The organism is Spirosoma luteolum (genome assembly GCF_054778875.1).
In genome coordinates, this window is record NZ_BAAGZE010000021.1 from 41,636 (window position 1) to 59,702 (window position 18,067).

The window sequence follows — 18,067 nt, forward strand, 5'->3', positions numbered from 1 at the left end:
CAGGATGGGGCAAGCCCAAAAAAAACGCCCGGTTAGGGGCGTTTCAGAAGCGGTTGGCGATGAACTCGGTGGGCGTCTGGCCGTATGATTTGCGGAACAGGGCGGACAAATGCGACGCCGTGCTGAAGCCCGTCAGATCGGCCGTTTCGGATACATTATGGCCCGACCGCAGCAATTCGGCGGCTTTGCGCAGACGGTACTGCCGAATCAGGTCGGCCGGGGGGAGTTGAATCAGGTTTTGCACTTTGCGGTAAAGCGTCTTGCGACTCATCGACAGCTGGTTGGCCAGCCAGTCGACCCCAATGGAGTCATCGTCCAGATGCCGGTCCAGCAATTCATAAATCCGGGTCAGGAAGGGATCCATGACGGCAATTGCTGGCGCTTCCGGTTCTGTACAGACCACGGAGGGCAGGGCGAACTGCTGGCGGTAGTACGCGGCCAGTTTCTGCTGTCGGCTTATCAGGTTGTGCAGCCGCAGATGTAGCTCGGTTACACTAAATGGTTTGGACAGGTAATCATCTGCCCCCTGCCGGAGTCCCTCGATGCGGCTCTGCTGATTCGATTTGGCCGTCAGCATCACCACGGCAATATGGTCGGTTTCGGGATGGGTTTTGATGCAGTGGGTCAATTGATGCCCATCCATGCGGGGCATCATCACATCCGTCAGCACCAGGTCCGGCAATTCGGCCTGTACCATTTCCCAGCCCTCCACACCGTCGGCCGCCTGCATCACCGTGTAGGTAGATGACAGTTCATTCACCAGGAACGCCCGCAGTTCGTCATTATCCTCCACGATCAACAGACAGGGGTTGCTAGCCTCGCTGGTTGAGGAGGACTGAGCCAATGGCGGGGAGGTAAGCGCTGGTAACAGGGGAATGACTGCGTCGGTGGCGTAGGCAGCCAGCTGAATAGCAGGGCCCGGGTCCGTCGCCTGAGCCAACTGTACGGGCAGCGTCAATTGGAACGTTGTTCCAACGGCAGGCTGACTGCTTACCGACAGCGTACCGCCCAGCAAATCTACTAATTCTTTCACCAGCGACAGGCCAATGCCCGTTCCTCCGTACATCCGGGTGCCCGACATATCGGCCTGGTAGAAGCGGTCGAAGATATGGGGCAATGCATCCGGGGCAATACCAATTCCGGAATCGGTCAGCTCCAGTTGAACACCCGCCAAATCGTGGCCGGCCAAAACGGGACGCACGCGCAGGCTTACCCGGCCACCCTGGGGGGCAAACTTGAGCGCATTGGCCAGCAGGTTGGTGAGGATTTTTTCCCACTTGTCGGCGTCGAAACGAACCCCGTGCGGGGGAAGCGTGTCGATGGTACAAACCAGCGTAATTCCCTTTTGGTCGGCCGACAATTGAAACTGGCAAACCAGTTGCGTAATAAACGCGGTTATGTCTCCCTGCATGAGCGAAACAGGCATGTTGTTTCCCTCCAGTTTGGCCAAATCGAGGAGTTGATTAATCAGTTGTAAAAGCCGGTCAGCGTTGTTCTGTACCAACATCAGCAAGGGGCCGTCGTAGCGTTTTTCCTGCAGTAATTTTGCTACTGGCAATCGGATGAGGGTGAGGGGCGTACGAAACTCATGAGTCAGGTTGTTGACGAAGCGCGACTTGACTTCATCGAGCTTCCGAAGCTGGTCGGCCTGATGAATCAGTTTCTCCGTTCGCTCAGTAACCTGTGCCTCTAGCTGTTCATTCTGGTGGGCCAGTAATTGCTGACGTTCGGCCTGTTGGGTCAGATGTTGGGCCGACAGGGTCTCGATTTCCTCGATTCGGTCTACCAGCTGTCTGTTTACCCAGCCGTGTTCAAGCGCCAGTAGAATAGACAGCGTCAGCGGGAAGCACAGGAAGCTGACCAGGAATAGCCCATGGTACAACCATTCATGTCCATAGACCGGTATAGGCAGGGAAAATAGGATGGAGGATAGCATCCAGATCCCCAGGTTGCAGAACGCACAAACCGCAACGATGTGCCCCCCTCTCAGCCCGCGCCTTACGGCGACAAGCGAAAGTCGGATCAGCTCGAGGGGCAGAAAATAATTGATGGGGTAAGACAGCCACAGCCAATAAGCCGGCAACGGAATCAGCTTGAGAGCAATGCTGCCCATGGCCAGCCAGAACAGCCATCCACGACGAAACCGGAAAAGGCCATAAAACGTCAGTACTACCAGACCTGGAACCCACAGGTCAATACGCGAGCCATAGTGGACCAGCATCCGCAGACCCAGTGAGTGGGTGAAATCGTTGGCAAACCGGGCTAAAAGGCCAATGTTGAGCAGGAGATACATGCCGGCTGCATAGAGGTTAGCCCGCTGGCTGGCATGCGCCAGAAACAGGCTCAGGTGCAGGATGAAGAGGATGAACGCAATGCCAATCCGGAAGGTATTCAGGTAAATCGACTCGATATCGACTGGTTTTATGGCCGGCAGTACACGGGCCGGAAACAGCCAGAACTGGACCGCACCCGCATCCCAGTTGATGTAGGTTGCGTTGTAAACGGGACTGGGTTGGCAGGCAATTCTGAGGGCTAATACATGATCAGCGGAGTTGGTCAGGGGAAAGCTAAAAGCGGCAACGGGATTGTACGCCTGTACTCGATCGGGATCAGCACTGACTTTACCAAACCGATAGAGCAATCGCCCATCCAGGTAAATCTCCGATGCAACGGACTGAAACAGTTTAATCATCAGTGGCGGCAAATCGGGCCCGGTATGAATGTGCAACCGAAGCCACCCAATACCCGCCTGCTGTAGCTGGGGCAACGCCCGAATATCCCTGGTTGGGTCGAGTGTAACCCAGTGCTGGTCATTGAGGCTGGGCCAGGCTCCCTTTGGGTTGTTGCCGGGCTGGAACCGCCATCCCGCTTTGAGCAGGAAGCCATCATCGGGTACCTGCATTAGGGAAACTGACGCTGGGGCTGGCTGAGCCTGGCTAGCCGACAGTACGGAAATAGCCACGATGAGACTATAGATCAGCTGCTTCCAGACCGTTGGTGGTGATCGGTTGAGTCGTCGTTGGTAAAGCCCTGCTAACGTGGTTTGCTGCGATCCTGGGTTGCCCTCGGTTAGCGGCTGTTTTTGCCCGGCGTCAGGCTTACGGATCTCCCGCTTTGCTTTTGCCAACGGCAAGCCGTTTGGTAGAAGTAAAGCAGTATCGAGACGAAAATCGTATTGGGGCGCGGTGGCAACCAACTCAGCACCTGTCTGGCACCAAACGGGGTTTTGTCCAACGCTCAACGATTGGCAATGGCTTGGTCGCACAGGCAGTAGATGTCAGGGGGCGTGGATACGCTAAAACTAAGTAATTATACTAGTTACTCCTATGGCTTATGCCAAAAGCAATGAAACTGATCGAGTCAGGTAGCCAACTGGCAGACGGGCGCTCGCTTGTTAGTTGTCAAAACAAGTGGGAGCCACTAGCGCAACTGAGGAAGTTGTCGGCTGCGCCGGGCGGGGGTTATTCTCGAAAGGTCACGTATATACGCCTTCGTTTGACGAGCCCGATCCAGTGTCTTTGAGGTAGTCCACGCAGGTGCTGTGACTGATTCAGCGGGTAAGTGCCAGGGGCGGGATGGGTATACTCCGCTTTCACAAACACGACCCTTGTTCGTGGGCATCAGCTGGATAAATAATGCCCTAAAACCGTGGTCAGGTACATCAGAAAATGTACCTGAAAACAATAGCGCTAACCTAAGGAGGCAGGGGGCAGAAACACAAAAAGCCGCCTTAAGGCAGCTTTTTGTGACGATGGGGATTTGCCAACATAGAGGCAAGGAATGTAGCGGGGAGCAGGATCGAACTGCCGACCTTAGGGTTATGAATCCTACGCTCTAACCATCTGAGCTACCCCGCCGTTTGATGCCACAAAAGTAGGCAAAAAATCGGGTGTTCCAAAAAACGGCGTTGACTTTCGCAAAAAAAATCGTTTACCTTTGCTCAGACACCCCCTATTCAACTGACGGTTAGCGGCATGGAAAAACATAAATTCGTTACCGAATACGAACTCCGGGCATCGCCCAAAATGCTGTTCCCCTACATCAGTACGGCATCCGGCCTATCGCAGTGGTTTGCCGCCAAGGTCAATACTATGCCCGAACAGCGCTTCGATTTTCAGTGGGACAACGAGAGCCACATTGCCCGGCAGGTATCGATGCGGCAGAATAAAGGGGTACGGTTCGAGTTTCTCGATACGGCCGAAAACGGGAGCGAAAACAACTACATCGATTTCCGGGTCGATCAGTCTGAACTGACCCAGTCGACTTACCTGCGCATCACCGACTTCTCGTCGAGCCAGGATCCCGACGAACTGAATGAACTCTGGGACGGTTTAATCGATAAGCTCAAGGAGATTGTCGGTAGTTAAAAAAACCTAACGACGGATCGATTGCGGGCTGCGTTTCGTTATTCCAGCAGCCCCCCGTAGCGGTGCGCACGGGCCACCGGTCGGGTGCTGTCGCGTTTGTATGAAAAAAATTGATAAACTCGTACTCGGCTCGTTTTGGGGGCCGTTTTTTTTGACCCTGGGCGTTGTCATCTTTATCTTTCTGATGCGCCTGCTGATGTCGTACATCGACGAGTTTGTGTCGAAAGACCTCGACCTGGCAACCTTCGGCCGACTGCTCTTTTATTTCTCGCTGCTCACCATCCCGACGGCCCTGCCGCTGGCCGTACTGCTCTCGTCGCTGATGACGTTCGGCAATCTGGGGGAGTTTTTCGAACTCACAGCGCTTAAAAGTGCCGGCATTTCGCTTACCCGCGCCATGCGGCCGCTGCTGATCGTGGCCATCGGGATCAGTGTATTTTCGTTCTGGTTCAACAATGAAGTGTCGCCCTGGGCCAACCTCAAGGGCTACAGCCTGCTCTACGACATCAAGACTGCCAAGGCAACCCTGAACCTGAAGGAAGGTATCTTTTATAATGACCTGCCCGGCTACAGTATCAAGGTCGATCATAAAGTTAAAGCCGCCAAGGAAAGCACCAACGGCGATTTGCTGAAGGGGCTGGTAATCTACAAACACCCGACGAGCGGGGTCGAGAGTGGTAACCGTGAGGTGATTCTGGCCGATTCGGGCCGCATGTACACCAGCAAAGACCGGTCGTACCTGGTTTTTGAACTCTTCAACGGCAACGACTATCAGGAGTATTCCGACAACAACACCGTTACCTACGCCAGCAACGGTGCCCAGGGGGCGCAGTTTATGCGCAACAGTTTCAAAGACTATCGGCTCGTGATCAGTCTGGAGTCGTTCGGAATCAAGCGGACCGATGAAAATCAGTTCGAGTACCACGAGTACATGAAAAACCTGAACCAGCTGGTGCAGCTGACCGATTCGCTCCGCAAAGACTACCGTAATACCAGCCTGAGCGTAGCCAGTACGTCGCGGCAGTACTACAATTATCAGTTCAAAGCCGATCCGCCGGCCACAGCGGCCAAGCCGGTGAACGGTGGCGCCTGGGTCGATTCGCTGCTGCGGAAAGAAGGTAAAATCCGGCCCGATGTGGCACAGACCGCCCTCAGTCAGGCCCAGAACATTCTCTCGTACTCGATCTCCAACGTAACGTACCTGACCGAAAAGGAGAAGGGCGTCTGGAAATACCAGCTCGAAAGCCACCATAAGTTTACGCAGGCCATCTCGGTCTTCGTGATGTTTCTGATCGGCGCGTCGATGGGGGCCATTATCAAGAAAGGAGGCTTTGGGCTGCCGGTACTGATCGCCATCGTCTTCTTCATCTTTCTCTACGTGCTTACCATTGCCGGCGACAAATACGCTAAAGACGGCCTGGTCTGGGTACCCATCGGGGCCTGGCTGGCTAATCTGGTGCTGTTTCCGATCGGGCTGTTTCTGATGCAGCGCGCCCGCCACGACTCGCGGCTGTTCGATAAAGATGTTTACATCATTGCGTGGGAGCGGCTGCGCGCCCGGTGGCGGGCCCGGCAGGCTGCCCGGGCATCGGAAGCCGTCTGACAGGGGCTGTGTCGTATATCGATAAAATTGCTTATCTTTGCACCCGAATTCAATTTTTTCTTTACTAATTAGCTGTCTGAAGATGTATCTAACGACCGAAAAAAAGCAGGAGATTTTCTCCACCTCGGGTCACGCCAAGAGTGCCACTGACACCGGGTCGGCCGAATCCCAGATCGCGCTGTTTACTTACCGGATTAGTCACCTGACGAATCACCTGAAAGTTCACAAGCACGATTACGGCACGCAACTGGGTTTGTTGAAACTGGTAGGTAAGCGTCGTCGGCTGCTGAACTACCTGATGAAAAAAGACATCACGCGGTACCGGGCTATCCTGGCTGCGCTGGGTCTGCGGAAATAATCAGCCGCATCGCCAAAGGAGGGAATCTGCCAACAGTAGATTCCCTCCTTTTTGTGGTTTCCAAAGGAGCATTTAATGAGTGTTAAGTGAGGTATGATTCGGGCAACGGCAGGGGCGCGCCCAGTGGGGTGGGCTGCCGGCTGAAGCCGAATCAAAAAAGCTGTACGAGGGCGTAATCAAAATCTGTATGTTCGAAATCACCACGCAATCCGTTGCACTGCCCGACGGGCGGGAAATTACCATCGAAACCGGAAAACTGGCCCGCCAGGCCGACGGTGCGGTGGTTGTACGGTTAGGCGACACCATGCTGTTAGCCACCGTCGTGTCCAGCAAAGATGCCAAGGAAGGCGTCGATTTTCTCCCCCTTTCGGTTGATTATCAGGAGAAGTTTGCATCAGCTGGCCGGATTCCGGGTAGCTTCCAGCGCCGGGAAGGCCGGCTGGGCGACCACGAAATCCTGATCAGCCGGCTGGTTGACCGGGCGCTCCGCCCCATTTTCCCCGACAATTACCACGCCGATACTCAGGTGATGATCACCCTGATCTCGGCTGATCCCGAAGTGCAGCCCGACGCCCTGGCGGCTCTGGCGGCTTCGTCGGCCCTGGCCGTATCCGACATCCCGTTCAACGGTCCGATTTCGGAAGTACGCGTGGCCAAAATCGATGGCCAGTACCATATCAACCCCAAAACGGCTGATCTTGCCCGCGCAACGATCGACCTGATTGTGGCGGCTACCGAGAAAGATATCTGCATGGTAGAAGGCGAAATGAGCGAATGCTCGGAAGCCGAAGTGGTGGAGGCCCTCAAAGCCGCGCACGACGCTATCAAGGTACAGTGCCAGGCCCAGAAAGAACTCGAAGCTAAAGTTGGTAAAACAACCAAGCGCGAATACAACCACGAAACGCACGACGAAGCACTTCGGGCCGCCGTTCGGGCCTATTGCTACGACAAAATCTACGACGTAGCCCGCCGGCAGAATCCAAGCAAGAAAGGTCGTTCGGAAGGCTTCAAAGGTGTGCTGAACGAATACCTGGCCAGCTTCCCCGAAGGCGCCGAGGTAAACGTCGGGCTCATAAAAACGTATTTCCATGATCTGGAGTGGGAAGCGGCCCGCCGGCTGGTGCTTGACGAGCGCGTACGACTCGACGGTCGGCAGCTCGACCAGATCCGGCCCATTTCGGCCGAAGCCGGTTACCTGCCCGGTCCGCACGGCTCGGCGCTCTTTACCCGGGGCGAAACCCAGTCGCTGACCACCGTTACGCTCGGCACCAAACTCGACGAGCAGATTGTGGATCAGGCCATGTATCAGGGCTACAACAAGTTTCTGCTGCACTACAACTTCCCCGGTTTCTCGACGGGTGAGGTGAAACCCAACCGGGGCGCCGGCCGTCGCGAGATTGGTCACGGTAACCTGGCCCACCGGTCGCTGAAGAAAGTGATGCCAACGGGCGACGAAAACCCGTACACCATCCGGATCGTATCGGATATCCTCGAATCGAATGGTTCATCGTCGATGGCAACGGTCTGCGCCGGTACGATGGCGCTGATGGATGCCGGTATTAAAATCAAGGCACCGGTTGCCGGTATCGCCATGGGCCTGATCTCGGACGGTGAAAAGTACGCCGTGCTGTCGGATATCCTGGGCGATGAAGATCACCTGGGCGATATGGACTTCAAGGTGACTGGTACCGAAAAGGGCATTGTAGCCTGCCAGATGGATCTGAAAGTCGATGGTCTGTCGTATGAAGTATTGGCCGAAGCACTCGATCAGGCCCGCCGGGGTCGGCTGCACATTCTGGGCGAAATGAAGAAAGGCATCGAAGCCGTTCGTCCGGACATGAAGCCGCACGCGCCCCGCGCCGTAGTGATCAAGATCGAAACCAACCAGATCGGTGCCGTTATCGGACCCGGCGGTAAAGTGGTGCAGGATATCCAGAAGGATTCGGGTGCCGTGGTGAACATCGATGAGCACGACAACGCGGGTTGGGTGAGCATTTTTGCCACCAACAAAGAAAGTATGGACCGCGCCGTATCGCGCGTGAAAGGCATCGTGGCCGTTCCGGAAGTAGGCGAAACTTATGTCGGCAAAGTGAAGACGATTCAGCCCTTCGGTGCCTTCGTCGAATTCATGCCGGGCAAAGACGGTCTGCTTCACATTTCGGAAATCAAGTGGGAACGGCTCGAGACCATGGACGGCGTTCTGCAGGTCGGTGAAGAAGTAACGGTTAAATTAATTGATGTTGACAAGAAGACCGGAAAGTACCGGTTGTCGCGTAAAGTCCTGTTGCCCAAGCCAGAGAACAAAAACGCATAGGGTAGTGTTACTTTTTCGTGTAATGTAACGTCAGAAAAAAACGTTATTGATTCACCCCGCCGGGGAAACGCAATCATGAGACAGCTAAAAATTTCAAAACAGATTACCAACCGCGAGAGCCAGTCGTTAGACAAGTACTTGCAGGAAATTGGTAAGGTGGACCTGCTTACGCCCGACGAGGAAGTAACGCTGGCCCAAAAGATTCGGGAAGGAGACCAGTTATCGCTGGAACGGCTGACCAAAGCCAACCTGCGCTTCGTGGTGTCCGTTGCCAAACAATACCAGAACCAGGGTTTGTCACTTGGCGACCTGATTAACGAGGGTAACCTCGGGCTGATCAAAGCCGCCCAGCGTTTCGACGAAACCCGGGGCTTTAAGTTTATTTCGTACGCTGTCTGGTGGATTCGTCAGTCGATCCTGCAGGCGCTGGCCGAACAGTCGCGGATTGTTCGCCTGCCGCTCAACCGGGTCGGTTCGCTAAATAAAATCTCGAAAACCTTCTCCGATCTCGAACAGAAGTTCGAGCGGGAGCCTTCGCCCGAAGAACTGGCCGCCGTGCTGGAGATTTCGGCTGCCGAAGTCGTTGATACACTGAAAATCTCGGGCCGCCACGTGTCTATGGATGCTCCGTTCGTGCAGGGTGAAGAAAACAGCCTGCTCGACGTACTGGAAAACGACGGTGAAGACAAGCCTGATTCGGGTTTGATCAACGATTCGCTGCGGAAAGAAGTACAACGGGCCCTGTCGACGCTGACCCAGCGCGAAGCCGATGTGATCACGCTCTACTTCGGGCTGAACGGCGAACACGCCATGACGCTGGAAGAAATCGGTGAAAAATTCAACCTGACCCGTGAGCGGGTACGGCAAATTAAGGAAAAAGCCATTCGTCGGCTGCGACACACCTCACGGTCGAAAGCGCTGAAGACGTATCTGGGCTAAACGATCCTGTTTGTGTTTCGGTAGAGCGGTTCCTGCGTATGTGGGAGCCGCTCTTCGTTTATAGCTTATGGCTGCGTCCGGCCACCCGACTCATGGCAGGGTCGGCCGGACGCAGCCAACATGTAGTTTGCCTCGTTACCGGCAGGTGTTAATCGGCGATGAACGTAAACTCCGGAAAGCCGTAACACTCAGCCTTTACGTTTGACACGGCGGCTGGGTAGGTTGCCGTGGCCGTGCTGCTGTAAGCCGCGTTGTAAAAAAGCAGATTACCCCGCGTGAAGGGCATAAACTCAGTACCACCCGCCTTGTAGGCATAGCCATACTTTTTGTTGGTGCCCGCCGACTGGGAGTTAATGCTGATCATGTACTTTTTGTTGGCCGTTAGGGGAAGCGACTCGACATCGGTCAGTGTCAGTTTGTCGGTAGCTGTCTGTTCGATGGTTTTCTGGCGTAGCAGCTGCCTTGAATCGGCATCCCATACGATTACCCGGTAGGTGCCGGGCTCGGGCATTTTACTACCCAGCTGGGTCAGGCGGCCGGCTACCGAAGCGCTGAAGAGGACGCCAAGTTCCCAGGGGCCCGACGATCGGGTACTCTGCTGAAGCGTGGACTCGGAGCCAATGTACGTGGTAAGGCCGTTCTCGGCGGGCCTGGCATCGTTGGTAGGCTGGCAGCCCACAAGGGTCTGCGTTAGGATGAGGCCCGGTAATAGCCAGGTCAGGGGGCGGATGGAGAAAGACGCATACATGGGTGAAAGGGGCGTGTTGGTGAATGACTACCCCAAAGGTCTGCCCCGCAGCTACGCTTTACCATCCCATGATGGGGGGACCGGTTCGGGGTTTCCCAACCCGTCTAAAATACTTCGCCCAGGTTGAAGTACAGACCGTGCGAGCCATCGTTGCCCATGGCATAATCGATGCAGAGGTTGGCGCGGGTAGCTTTATTCATCCGGATACGCAGCCCCAGTCCGCCCGCCGGGGCTACCTGCTCGAAGCGTCGGGAGGCCAGTTGCGATACCGATTGGGCGTTGGCAAACACGACACCTCCCAGCAGGCCATTACGGGTAAGCTGTAAACGGTATTCGACCTCGGCATAGAGCAGGTCTTTGCCTCGAAATCGTCCCTGAACAAAACCCCGCCCGAGGTTACCCGTTGCATCCCAGCCCGTACTGGGCAGGTCGAGAAAAGGCGGATTGCCGGTCAGCGTCAGGGCCGCGTACGCCCAGATGGCCAGTACGTTAGGGGACTGGGAACGCAGGCGCCGATACGTGCGGGCGTCGACCAGCAGCGACGAAAAATCGGTATCGCTACCCAGCAACTGCCTGTTATTGCGGTAGACGACATTTAGCAGGTGACCGCCGACCGGATTCACCGCATTGGGGCGGTTGTCGTACAGAAATTGCCCAACCAGGCCAGCCGAGGTAGACTCGCCTTCGATTCCATAACTGTAACCCGAAATCCGCGTCCGCTCGTGGCGTCTGTCCCAACTGCGGATAGTCCAGTGCTGGTCGAGCTGGAATCCCAGCCCGCCATAAAATCCCGGCAATAACCGGCGCAGGGCACTCTGGTAGAGTCGCAGGTACGCATAATCCATGCTTACAACCCGGTCGGTCGAGGTGTACATGCCCAGCCCATAAGTCGACTGCGGGTAATGCATCAGGCGCCAGTCGCCCATGACCACCCATCGGTTGTCGGGTAGCCAGATCGACGACGTCAGGGTAAACAGCGCCTGCTTGTGCTGGGTATAGATCAGCGAGCCGACAATCGCCGAGAGGTTGGCACTGGGGCGCCGGAAGGTAAGATTGGCCAGTACCTGACCGAGCAGGCCGGTTGGCAGGGCGTAACCCACCTGCGGAATAATCCAGAGAAAGTGGCCGCCCTCACGCAGGCGGTCGGGATCGTGGGGACGCAGGTGAAGCCGGGGCCAGGCCCGGTTCAGCGCGTCAACAATGTCGACGGTATGGGTCCGGGCGGTATCCGCCGGGGCTGGGGGGCGCGACTGGGTCCAGCCGGTCGAAAGCCCCAAACCGATACACCAAATGAAAGCCAGTATCTGGCAAACAAGCTTCTGACCGGCGATCTGCATTAGCTAAGCAAGGACACTCGTTCATGCATCCTGGCCGCCAAGCTACGCTGGCGTGGGCAGAAGTCCCAGGCTGACCGATTAAGAGGTGATTAAAGCTGATAGTGCCAGTCAATGGCTATAAGGCTGTACGCATCCGCTGATTGTCAGGTCGATAGCGAAGGATTCCTGAGCGCAAAAGCATCCTGGCCTGCAAAGAAAAAGGTCACAACCGACTGCCGGTGTGACCTTCATAAGCTGTGTGTCGATGCCGTTACTGTTTGTAGATCCAAGCGGGCGTGCCGGCCAGTTCGCTGATAGGCGTAACGCTGTTGATGGCTTCAATGCGATCATCAAAACCGGCGGCTGCCACTTTGTAAAGCTGTTTAGCGGTCGCAGGCATAATCACGTAGGCATCAGTATAGCCGGCGGTGCGGAGCTGCCGCCGTAGCCGTAACGCATTCCGTTTGCTGGCAAAACTGCCGGCAATGATGGTATAGGGAATTACTTTCGGGGTCTTCACCAGCGCCCGGACAGGCTGGGCAATGCTGCGCCGAGCCTCGGCCGGTCTGTTCACGGCTGGCCGGCTGACCGGAGCAACCTCAACCGCCCGGGTGGGCGCTGCGGCAACAACGGCTTCTGAGGTCGCCACAGGTTTAGGTGCGACAAGGGCGGTGGCTGCCGGCGTAATTGGCGTGGAGTTAGCTGCTGGAGCCGGGCTTGCGGCCAGTGCCGCTACCGGTTTGGCCGATGCCACGGCCGGCGTCTTCGTTTCTGAAACGGCCGGGGCAGATACCGGCTTAAGCGCTGGTCGGGCGAGTTTGTCGGTCAGGAAAGCCGGGAGCCTGAACAGACTGGCAGGGTCGAGGCCACTGCGAAGCGGCCCGTTGGGCTCGACGACCGTGAAGTAGCTGACAGCGCCGAGCGAGCCAATCAGGAGCAGCGATGCCGCAATGCGCCAGTAGGGCGCCGACCGCCGGAGGGGTGTCAGTACCGTTTCGTGCTCGTCGGGTACACGAACCGGACCCAGGGCCGTGGCCGGTGCCACTGGAACTGCGTCGAGTACGGGCTCGGTGAGGGCTTTGCGCTGAACCAGCTGGGCCGAGATGGCCGACATACCGTAGGCTTCGCCGAAAAAGTTGTGGCGTAGGCCGGGCTCAAATTGCAGCCGCCCTTCGCTGTTGCGACTGAACCGGCCAATCCCGTCGAGTTCGATGTGGTCGTTCTGCTCGAGATCCTGCCGCAGCGACTGCACGAACTGGCTGATCAGGCGCTGAGCCCCCTCGCGGGAAACAGGCTCGTGCAGCATGATGTAGTTGGCCAGAATACCGTCGTCGAGCCGCAGCGCTTCGTTAAAGGCAACCCGTTTGCGGGGGGGGAGAAACAACCCCGTCGATTCTGAAAAGGAGGCCGACTGGTAATGCGTCAGAAACGCCCCCAGCTCCGGAACGACAACGCAGTCGTACTGGAAGAGCAGTTTTTTCAGGTAATCGGTTATGGTTGCCATGAACAGAGCGGATCGGTTTAGAACGAATAGCTAATTCCTCCAAGAAAGTTAAGGCCCTGGGCTTGATAATACAAATACCGCTGGTAGTTCTGCCCGAAGATATTATTGAGCGAGACGAATGCCGATACCTGATTGCCGAGGAAATAGTCAATTTTCAGGTTGGCATCGTAGATGGGTTTCAGCGTGTAGACCGTGCCGGACGCGAAGTTTTTGTTTTTGATGCCCTCGTAAAAGTACAAATCAGCCGTAACGAATAATTTTTTGTTCAGCACGTAGGAGTTGCTCCAGGTAGCGGCCACCCGGGGGCGTCCCCAGGCTTCGTCGAGCCGCTCGAGATCGTAGCGGAAAAACTCGCCCTTCAGTGTCGAGCGAAACTTGTCTTTCTGGGCGTAGGCCAGCTGGGCCGAAATGGTCAGCACGCGGGCGATACCGCCGTCGTAGAGTACCGCGAATTTGGTGGTATCGGTGAGACTGTTGTTGAAGGTCGAGAAGTTGCGGTACCGGGCATACGATACTTTACCTTCATAACCGAATCCTCCGCCCAGGTCGCCCTTCGAGCCCCCGTAAATATCCAGCGACTTAACGGTGTTAGCCAGCAACACCTGTGGTCCCAGCCACTTGTTGTCGCTCAAAAGCGATCGCAGCGTATTGCGGTTGATGTCGCCATCGATGCCGGCGAAGAAATGCAGATTGCCCACGGGAGCAATGTCGATATCGGCCACCGGGAACGCGCGGGTATCATTGATGTTCAGGCGCTTGTCGGTCTGGTTGGCCGCATTGATCCCGGCCGTGATCGTCAGCAGCGACGAGCGGTAGGTAAAGGTTGGCTTGACCCGAAACAGGTTCCGGTTATCAACGATCGACCCGTCGGAGCGTTGCGTGAGGTACGCGTCGGCGGCCAGTTTGGCATAAACCTTGTCGGTAATGCCGAGCGAACTGGTGAAGTTGGTACCCCAGTCGGTTTCCGACGCATTGAACCGGTCGCGCAGCGTGGTTAGTCCCGTGCGCAGGGCATAGTCGACGGTGCTTTCCGGGCGGGCGTTTTCGATGCCAAGCCGGATCGAAGCCGTATTTAGCCGCTGTTTGATCAGGTCAGCATTGAAATCGGGCCGGGCCAGGTACTCCCGGCTGTAGCCGTAGAAGTTGTAGGCATTGCGATCGTAGCCGAGGTCGGCCTGCAGCTTGAAGGCATCGGTCAGGTATTTGCCGGTTATGTTGACTTTGGTATCACTCTGCGCCGAGTTTTTCCCGTCGACCGGGCCAATGGCCGACGACAGGTGGCGCACCGAACCCTCGAGGGCCAGGTTGGAGAGCGTGTTGATGCCGAAGAATCCCTCACCCAGAAAGGAACTGTAGTTACCGGCACCCAGCCGGACGTAATTGCCGAAGGAAGGGCTGGTGTCGGCCTGCCCGGTAGCAGGGGCCAGCACGCTGGGGGTGATGCGCGGATCGCCGACGGTTAATTTGCGGTCTTCAAATTCATAGGTCAGTTTCCGCTGCTCAGCCGTTGGCTTAACGGACGGAATTTTGTTGAAAAGCCGGTTGGCAGGGGGGAGTTCGATCTTGCGGCTTTTTTCAACGGTAATTTCCTGATTGTCGACTTCGCCTTCTTTGGCGGGCTGGCGCTGCTGAGCCAGCAAACCCAGCGGCAGGCAAACGGCACCAAGCAGGAGTATGGAGGGGGTGGTTCGGATCATGATAATCGGTATACGGTTTGTTGGGTGTGGGCCGTCCCGGGCGGTGGGTGCGGCCCACATCCTTATTTCGATTCGAGCGTCGCCAGTTTCTGTTTCGCTTCGGCCACAATCGCCTGATCAGACGAATTGTCGATAATGGAATTCAGCACAGCTTTGGCCTGCGCCAGTTCATCCTGGGCCACATTATTGTCGGCCACCAGGATAAACGCCTTGCCTTTCCAGTACTCGAACTCGGCAAACTGCTCGTTGAATTTCAGCAGCGTGGCCACCGACTCTTTGTACTTTTTCTGCCGGTACAGGATGTCACCGAGCAGGTACTGGGCTTCGGCACCGTTTACGTCGGTGCCGAGGGCAATGGTCTTCTCGAAATCAGTTTTAGCCGCAGCGTAGTCGTTTTTGGCAAGGGCTATTTTGCCCAGCAGCAGCTGCGCCCGGTTCTGGGCGCCTGGCACCACGTTGCCGGCTGCCACCACATCGCGGGCCAGTACGGCGGCCGAATCGGCCTTGCCGCCGGCGAAGTAGGTATCCATCAGGCCGAGCTGAGCCGTTACCTGGTCGGTACGGCTGTTGGCCTGCGCCAGAATCAGCTGATACGCGCGAACGGCCCGCGGGTAGTTTTTCTGCCTGGTTTCCAGTTCAGCCAGGCGCGTGGCGGCCCGAACCAGAAACTCCGACTGTCGATCGGTAATGACTTGGTTATAGACGCGGATGGCGTTGGCGGGGTCGTTGGTCTGCCGGTACGCTTCGGCCAGGTAGAAACGGGCTTCGCTCAGGTTCGGGCTGGCCGGATACTCCTGCATAAAGGTCTGCAGCGACTGAATGGCCTGGGCGTATTTCTGGTTGAAGTAAATGTTCTTGGCGTTCTCGAACTGAACCCGCTCGACGTCTGAACTGCCGGGGTTGCTTTTCTTGTACTGCCCCAGCACCTGCGAAAATTCTTCGGGCCGCCCCGAATCGTTGAGCGTATTCTGGATACCAAGCAGGGCACTCTGGGCCTGTTCGGAATTGCCGAAATCGCTCAGGATCCGGCGGTAATCGGCAATGGCAGGGTCGTATTGCTGCACGTTGCCGTAGGCAATGGCCCGCTTGAGCAGGGCGGCCGGCAGCAGTTTGCTGGTTGGTTTCTCCTGGATAAGCCGGCTAAAACCCCGGATGGCGGCCTGGTACGCGCCTTTCTCGAAGTCGACGTTCGCCGTCTGGAACAGGGCTTCGTCGACAAAGCGCGAATTGGGATACTGCCGCTGCACCTGTTCGAACTGGGCTTTGGCTTCCGCATCGCGGCCCACATAGCTCAGAATAACGGCCTTCTGGTAGGATGCGTAATCCTTATCGGCCGCATTGCGGGCAATGGCCTGGTCGTAGGCCCGCAGCGCGCTATCGTACTGCTTAGTGGCAAAGTAAGCATCGGCGAGCCGGATGGTCGCGTCGAGCAGCTGCGGCATTTCCTCGCCCGACTGCCCCTGGCTAATGAAGTCGCGGAAATACGGAATAGCCCGGTTGTAGTCTTTCTTGTTGAAATACGCATAGCCTAAGGCGTAGAGACTCTTGGTCGACAGGTTTCCGTCGGCTTTGGCTACGCTGGTGTAGAGCGGGATGGCGTTGTCATACTGTTTCAGGGCCGAGTACGACTCGGCTTTCCAGAACTGAGCCGCCTGTTGCAGCCCATTGTCGACGGGGTAGCGGAGCGACTTGTCGAGGTTGGTCAGTGCCTGCGTATAGCGGTCGGCGTTAAAGTCACTGACGGCCTGGTTATAGGTCAGCCGCTGGTAAGTGGCGTTGATCTTGGGCGTCCGGCGCTTCAGGCCCTCGATATAGGCAATGGCCGCCGGGTAATTGTTGGAGGCAAAATAAGCTTCGCCCACCAGCTCGTTGGCTTCATTTTCGAATTTGCTGTCGGGATACTGCTTCAGAAAGGCCGTCAGTTCCTTGACCGCGTCGGCCCCGTTGTTCTGGTCGAGCTGGAGTTTGCCGTGGGTAAACCGCGATTCCTCCTGAATGGCGGGGTTGAACGAGAGCCGGCCCGCCTGATCGAAGGCGTTGAGGGCGTAGGTTGGATTCTGGGTCTGCAGGTAACTCACGCCGAGGGTGTAGGCGGCATACTGGGCCGTGGTGTCGGTGCCGCCGGCCAGGGTTTTCAGCTGACTGATTGCGCCCGGGTAGTCGCCGGTCCGGAACAGCGACTGGCCATAACGAAACTTGACGGCCCCGGGGGCTTTGGCACCGGCCGCCGTGATATACTGCCGGTAGTAGGGGAGGGCTTTGGCAAACTGGTTCTGCTGGTAGTACACCTCCGCGGTGAACAGGGCCACTTCGCTCAGGGCAGCACCCGTATTGCGCCGGAGCAGGGGCTCGGTATAGGCCAGCAGCTCGTCGAACCGGCGCTGGCGGTAGTAAGCCTGCGCAATCCAGTTGGGAACCTGATTCTGGTAAGTCGGATTGGTTTCGATCCGGCGGAAGTCGGCCACCGCTTCGTCGTAGTTGCGGTTGCGGAAGTTGATCACGCCGGCATAGTACGACGCGGCCGGCGCATCGGCCGATGCGGGATCGGTCTTGACTTTGTTGAACAGGGGCAGGGCCCGTTGCAGATCCTGGGTGTTGTAATAGGCCACAGCCAGCTGGTAGCTGTACGTCAGCTGGCGGGCGCTGCTGCCCCCCTGTGCCACGGCTTTTTCGAGGAAGCCAATGGCTTTGGGATATTCCTGCCGGGTGTAGTAATACGTGCCCAGGTCGCCGTAGAGCTGCCCGGCTTTGGGGTGCTGGCCGTGGTTCTTGACGAACCGGTCGACGAGCAGCTCGGCGCCCGGTTCGTCGATGTAGAGGCTGGTCAGCGCAATATAGTATTCGGCATCGACCGCGTGCTGGTCGCCGGTATTGAGCAGTGTCGGGGCACCCGTTCCCTGCCGGGGCTCGAGATACTGCCTGAATTCGTAGCGGGCGGCCGCGTAGTTGGCCCGTTCGAACAGCTCGAGCCCGTTGCGGTAATGGTAGTCGGGTTCGGCATAACTAAGGGTTCGCTGGGCCGAGGCCGACAGCAGGGTAAGCAGCCCAAGGGTCAGGGACAGCAGCGGCCGGCGAAAAAAAAAGCGGAACAACTGAGGGCGACCCGGTTGGGAATTAGGATAGGGCATAAACGAAAGCAGCGGTTGTGAAAGCCTGAGAAGCGTCGTAGTTTCGCCGGACAAATTGGCGAAAATCGCGTCAAATCTGGACAAAAAACGATG

The 18,067-nt window shown here is 56.9% G+C and carries 11 protein-coding genes and 1 tRNA gene; 5 read left to right on the forward strand and 7 right to left on the reverse strand.

Features of this window, described 5'->3' with window-relative positions; all coding sequences use genetic code 11:
* Positions 1-43: 43 nt before the first annotated feature.
* Together ACYVAC_RS18425 and ACYVAC_RS18430 are read right to left on the reverse strand one after the other, a co-directional pair.
* Complete coding sequence (locus tag ACYVAC_RS18425) at positions 44-2,902, reverse strand: hybrid sensor histidine kinase/response regulator transcription factor (RefSeq protein WP_461099248.1); 2,859 nt, start codon at positions 2,900-2,902, stop codon at positions 44-46.
* A gap of 881 nt (positions 2,903-3,783) precedes the next feature.
* Positions 3,784-3,857 (reverse strand) — tRNA-Met (locus tag ACYVAC_RS18430).
* A 117-nt stretch (positions 3,858-3,974) separates the two neighbouring features.
* Here ACYVAC_RS18430 and ACYVAC_RS18435 point away from each other — a divergent pair.
* From ACYVAC_RS18435 to ACYVAC_RS18455, 5 genes are all read left to right on the forward strand, one after another.
* Complete coding sequence (locus tag ACYVAC_RS18435) at positions 3,975-4,367, forward strand: START-like domain-containing protein (RefSeq protein ID WP_461099249.1); 393 nt, start codon at positions 3,975-3,977, stop codon at positions 4,365-4,367.
* A gap of 100 nt (positions 4,368-4,467) precedes the next feature.
* Positions 4,468-5,970 carry an LptF/LptG family permease gene (locus ACYVAC_RS18440; RefSeq protein WP_461099250.1) on the forward strand — a complete coding sequence of 501 codons (1,503 nt, stop codon included), beginning with the start codon at positions 4,468-4,470 and terminating at the stop codon, positions 5,968-5,970.
* A gap of 82 nt (positions 5,971-6,052) precedes the next feature.
* Entirely contained in the window at positions 6,053-6,328 is a 276-nt protein-coding gene (gene rpsO / locus ACYVAC_RS18445) for a 30S ribosomal protein S15 (protein ID WP_461099251.1), read from the forward strand.
* Between the two features lie 187 nt (positions 6,329-6,515).
* A complete protein-coding gene (locus ACYVAC_RS18450; RefSeq protein ID WP_461099252.1) occupies positions 6,516-8,642 on the forward strand; it encodes a polyribonucleotide nucleotidyltransferase in 2,127 nt (708 codons plus the stop codon).
* A gap of 75 nt (positions 8,643-8,717) precedes the next feature.
* On the forward strand, positions 8,718-9,581 hold the full coding sequence (locus ACYVAC_RS18455) for a sigma-70 family RNA polymerase sigma factor (protein ID WP_009282104.1): 864 nt from the start codon (positions 8,718-8,720) through the stop codon (positions 9,579-9,581).
* 148 nt (positions 9,582-9,729) lie between these two features.
* On the opposite strand, the gene ACYVAC_RS18460 is transcribed toward ACYVAC_RS18455, so the two are convergent.
* The 5 genes from ACYVAC_RS18460 to ACYVAC_RS18480 form a co-directional block, all read right to left on the reverse strand.
* Positions 9,730-10,329 carry a DUF4082 domain-containing protein gene (locus tag ACYVAC_RS18460; RefSeq protein ID WP_461099253.1) on the reverse strand — a complete coding sequence of 200 codons (600 nt, stop codon included), beginning with the start codon at positions 10,327-10,329 and terminating at the stop codon, positions 9,730-9,732.
* Between the two features lie 104 nt (positions 10,330-10,433).
* Positions 10,434-11,606, reverse strand: a complete 1,173-nt coding sequence (locus ACYVAC_RS18465; protein WP_461099254.1) for a BamA/TamA family outer membrane protein — start codon at positions 11,604-11,606, stop codon at positions 10,434-10,436.
* A gap of 310 nt (positions 11,607-11,916) precedes the next feature.
* Complete coding sequence (locus ACYVAC_RS18470; protein ID WP_461099255.1) at positions 11,917-13,149, reverse strand: HU domain-containing protein; 1,233 nt, start codon at positions 13,147-13,149, stop codon at positions 11,917-11,919.
* Positions 13,150-13,166: 17 nt separating this feature from the next.
* Positions 13,167-14,846, reverse strand: a complete 1,680-nt coding sequence (locus ACYVAC_RS18475; protein ID WP_461099256.1) for a TonB-dependent receptor — start codon at positions 14,844-14,846, stop codon at positions 13,167-13,169.
* Positions 14,847-14,908: 62 nt separating this feature from the next.
* The gene (locus tag ACYVAC_RS18480) at positions 14,909-17,974 is read right to left on the reverse strand and encodes a tetratricopeptide repeat protein (RefSeq protein WP_461099257.1); all 3,066 of its coding nucleotides are present in this window, start codon (positions 17,972-17,974) and stop codon (positions 14,909-14,911) included.
* Positions 17,975-18,067: the final 93 nt, after the last annotated feature.